We start from the raw sequence: 3003 nt of genomic DNA on the forward strand, positions 1-3003 counted from the left end.
CCCGCCGGATGGCGCCGATGCACTGGGGCACGTTCGTCCTGTCCGCGGAACCGGTCCTGGAACCCCTCACCCGCGTACGCACCGCCTGGCAACGCGCCGGCCTGCCCCGCGAGCACCTGTGGGACCTGCCGGTGGGCGCCTCCCGCGTACTGGAGTGACTTCCCGCCGGCCGTCCCGGCCCCCACCACGGTCACACCGCCGGGAGGCCTAAGCCCTCGCGGGCCCCCGCAGCCGCCGCCACACGCTCGGCGCGCCGCTGACCAGCACCGTCAGGGCGATCGCCGCGGCCACGCCCTCCCACGGCTTGCTGAACAGGGCACCGCTCAGGATGCCGATCAGCTGGTACGTCACCGCCCAGGCCAGACAGGCCGGCAGGTTGCCGCGCGCGAAACGGCGCAGCGGCCAGTCGGCCAGCAGGCAGGCCAGCATCACCGGGATGCGGCCCGCCGGGACCAGCCGGGACAGCACCAGGACCGCCACGCCGTGCTCGGCGAGCTTGCCCTGTGCCTGCGTCAGCCGCTCCTCGGGCGCCCGCGTCCGGATCGCCGCCAGCCACCGCGACCCGTTCCTCGAACCCATACCGCGCCGGCCCAGTACGTACAGGGCCGCGTCCCCCAGGAACGCGGCCAGTGCCGCCGTCACGAACACCAGGGCCAGCGAGAAGGGTGCGGTCTGATGGAACGCCACCACCGCCGCCGAACTCACCAGTGCTCCCGTCGGCACCACCGGCACCAGCGCCCCGATCAGCACCAGCAGGAACAGCGACGGATAGCCGAGCACCTGCTGGGTGTGCTCGGGCGGCACGGCCGTCGAGGCGGCGGCCAGCCAGCTCACCGCGCGACCTCCAGCCGTATGCCCTCCCCGTGCCGGAGCTTGTGCACCGCCACCTGTGGCGCGTACCGCGCGGCCAGGCGCACGAATTCATCGCCCGGCGCGTGGAACTCATGGGGGCGCACGGCGTCCATGCCGATCGGCCAGTACGTGCCGTAGTGCACCGGCACCGCGCTGCGCGGCGCGAGTCGGACGAGCGCCTCGGCGGCCCGTCGCGCGTCCAGGTGTCCCGCACCGAGGCAGGGTCCCCAGCCGCCCACCGGCAGCAGTGCCACGTCCACCGGCCCGACCTCCTCGGCCATGGAGTCGAACAGGCCGGTGTCCCCGGCGAAGTAGGTCCGCGCCTCGCCCTCGACGACGTATCCCAGGGCGGGGGAGCGGTGCGGCCCGACCGGCAGCCGCCGCCCGTCGTGCCGCGCGGACACGGCCCGAACGGTGAGGCCACCGACCACGGTCCCGTCCCCGGGTGCCATCTCGGTGACGCGCAGGTGGGCGAGCCGGCGCAGTCCGGGTACCGCCCGTGGTGCGCCCCGGGGCACGAGCAGGCGCGTGCCCGGGGCGAGCCGGGCCAGTGAGGGGATGTGCAGGTGGTCGGCGTGCAGATGAGAGACGAGCGCCACCTCAGCCCGGCGGGCGTCGGCAGAGGGCAGCGCACCCCGGCGGCGGCGCAGATGCGCGAGCCGGTTCACGAACAGAGGATCGGTGAGCACACGCATGTTCGAGTCCTCGATCGTGCAGGTGGCGTGCCCCCACCAGGTGATCTCCACCGGCACCCTCTTCGCCTCCTCGCGCGACTCCCCGAAGCCTACGGGCAGGAGTAGGGTCGGCGGCGAAACCCGGAGGTGAGGGGGCACCATGGGACCGGTTCGGGTCACGGCGATCGCGAGTCTGACGCCGCTCGAGGAGCTGGAGGCGGATCCCTTCCTCGTGGATTCCCGCAGCCAGCACGCGATGTGCGCCAGCTGGGCAGCCGAGCGGGGCTACGTCGTCGCCCGGGAGCTGCTGGTACGCGGGCTGCGGCCCGACCACTGTGTGCTGTGGGACGGGGTCCGGCCCGGCGTCGACCTGTTCGTCGCACCGAGCCGGCGGGTCCTCGAGAGCGCGCTGTCGTCCGCCGACGAGTTCACCGCGGAGTGCGCCCGACGCGGGGTGCGCGTCGAGACGGTGGGCTCCGCCGAGCCGTTGTACGACGCCCAGATGAAGGCCCGGGTGCACCGCCGCCTGTCCATGCCGACCGCGGGGTACGACGGCCGCTAGGCCCTGTCGTCGGACCCCGCCTGCCCCGCGACGCCATGCACGCTCCCCAGGCTCTTCGAGCCGGGGGCACCCCCGCTCGCCGCACCGGGCCCGGGCCCCGGCCCAGGTGCATCCGGTACGAGGGCCGGGGCCCGGCACGCCGAGAGCACGCTCCCCCGAGCTCCTGCCTTCCCTCGACCAGCAGGACCCCCATGACGCCGCCGGGCCCGTCCTCCGGGCGGACGACGGGGATGTGACGACAGGACCCGGACCGCGCTGCCCGGCACACCCCTTGTGAAAAGGTGGACCCAGGGCCCGCACCGGCGACGGGCCGGGACGTGAGGTGTGCGGGGCGTGCGTGACGGGCGTTGGCGGCGGATCGCCAGTCAGGTCGGGCGGAGCGTCACGGTGTGGGCGGTCTCCACCGTCACCATGCTCGTGCTCGCCGGGATCCTGCCCGACTTCCAGCTCCAGTCCGCCGACGGCGACAGCGCCACCCGCATCGCCGTGACCGCCGCACTCGGCGCGGGAGCCTTCGGTGTCCTGTCGGCCGTGGTGTGGCCCCTGCTGGTACGGCTCCTGCTGCTCGTGCCCGCCCTCGTCCTCGGCCTGCTGGTCTTCTTCCTCAACGGCTCCCTCCTCCTGGTCGCCCTGCGCATCAATCCCTCCGGAAGCAGCGAGGCCGCCCCCGAGACGGCCGTCATCGTGGCCGCCGTCATGTCCGCCGTCGCCTCGGCCACCGGCGGTGCCCTCGCCGTCCGCGACGACGACGCCTACCGCCGCAGGCTCTACCGGCTCGCCGACCGCCGCCGCAGATCCCACCCGCCCTGCCCGGCCGCCCCGGGCACCGTCTTCCTCCAGCTCGACGGCGTCGGCCACGACGTCCTCACCGACGCCGTCGCCAAGGGGCTCATGCCCACCGTCGCCCGCTGGTCC

4 protein-coding genes are annotated in these 3003 nt (G+C 74.5%); 2 read left to right on the forward strand and 2 right to left on the reverse strand.

Translation table 11 applies throughout. The features are described 5' to 3' along the window. Positions 1-207: 207 nt before the first annotated feature. Together ACFW2E_RS41965 and ACFW2E_RS41970 are read right to left on the reverse strand one after the other, a co-directional pair. On the reverse strand, positions 208-834 hold the full coding sequence (locus tag ACFW2E_RS41965) for a DedA family protein (RefSeq protein WP_384475962.1): 627 nt from the start codon (positions 832-834) through the stop codon (positions 208-210). Beyond that, the gene (locus ACFW2E_RS41970) at positions 831-1604 is read right to left on the reverse strand and encodes an MBL fold metallo-hydrolase (RefSeq protein WP_384475965.1); all 774 of its coding nucleotides are present in this window, start codon (positions 1602-1604) and stop codon (positions 831-833) included. Before ACFW2E_RS41970 ends, ACFW2E_RS41965 begins: the two co-directional genes overlap by 4 nt. Before the next feature lie 82 nt (positions 1605-1686). Between ACFW2E_RS41970 and ACFW2E_RS41975 the strand changes: the two genes are divergently transcribed. Together ACFW2E_RS41975 and ACFW2E_RS41980 are read left to right on the forward strand one after the other, a co-directional pair. After that, positions 1687-2088 (forward strand): hypothetical protein, encoded by a 402-nt coding sequence (locus ACFW2E_RS41975; RefSeq protein WP_384475968.1) that lies wholly within the window; start codon positions 1687-1689, stop codon positions 2086-2088. A 324-nt stretch (positions 2089-2412) separates the two neighbouring features. Continuing rightward, the coding region (locus ACFW2E_RS41980; RefSeq protein ID WP_384475971.1) for a phage holin family protein at positions 2413-3003 on the forward strand (591 nt) is incomplete at its 3' end.

Origin of the sequence: Streptomyces sp. NPDC058964 (assembly GCF_042741275.1) — a bacterium.
In the GTDB taxonomy this organism is placed as follows: domain Bacteria; phylum Actinomycetota; class Actinomycetes; order Streptomycetales; family Streptomycetaceae; genus Streptomyces.

Coding starts and splice junctions, on each gene's coding strand:
- ACFW2E_RS41975 (WP_384475968.1), top strand. CDS start 1,687: ATGGGACCGGTTCGGGTCACGGCGATCGCGAGTCTGACGCCGCTCGAG.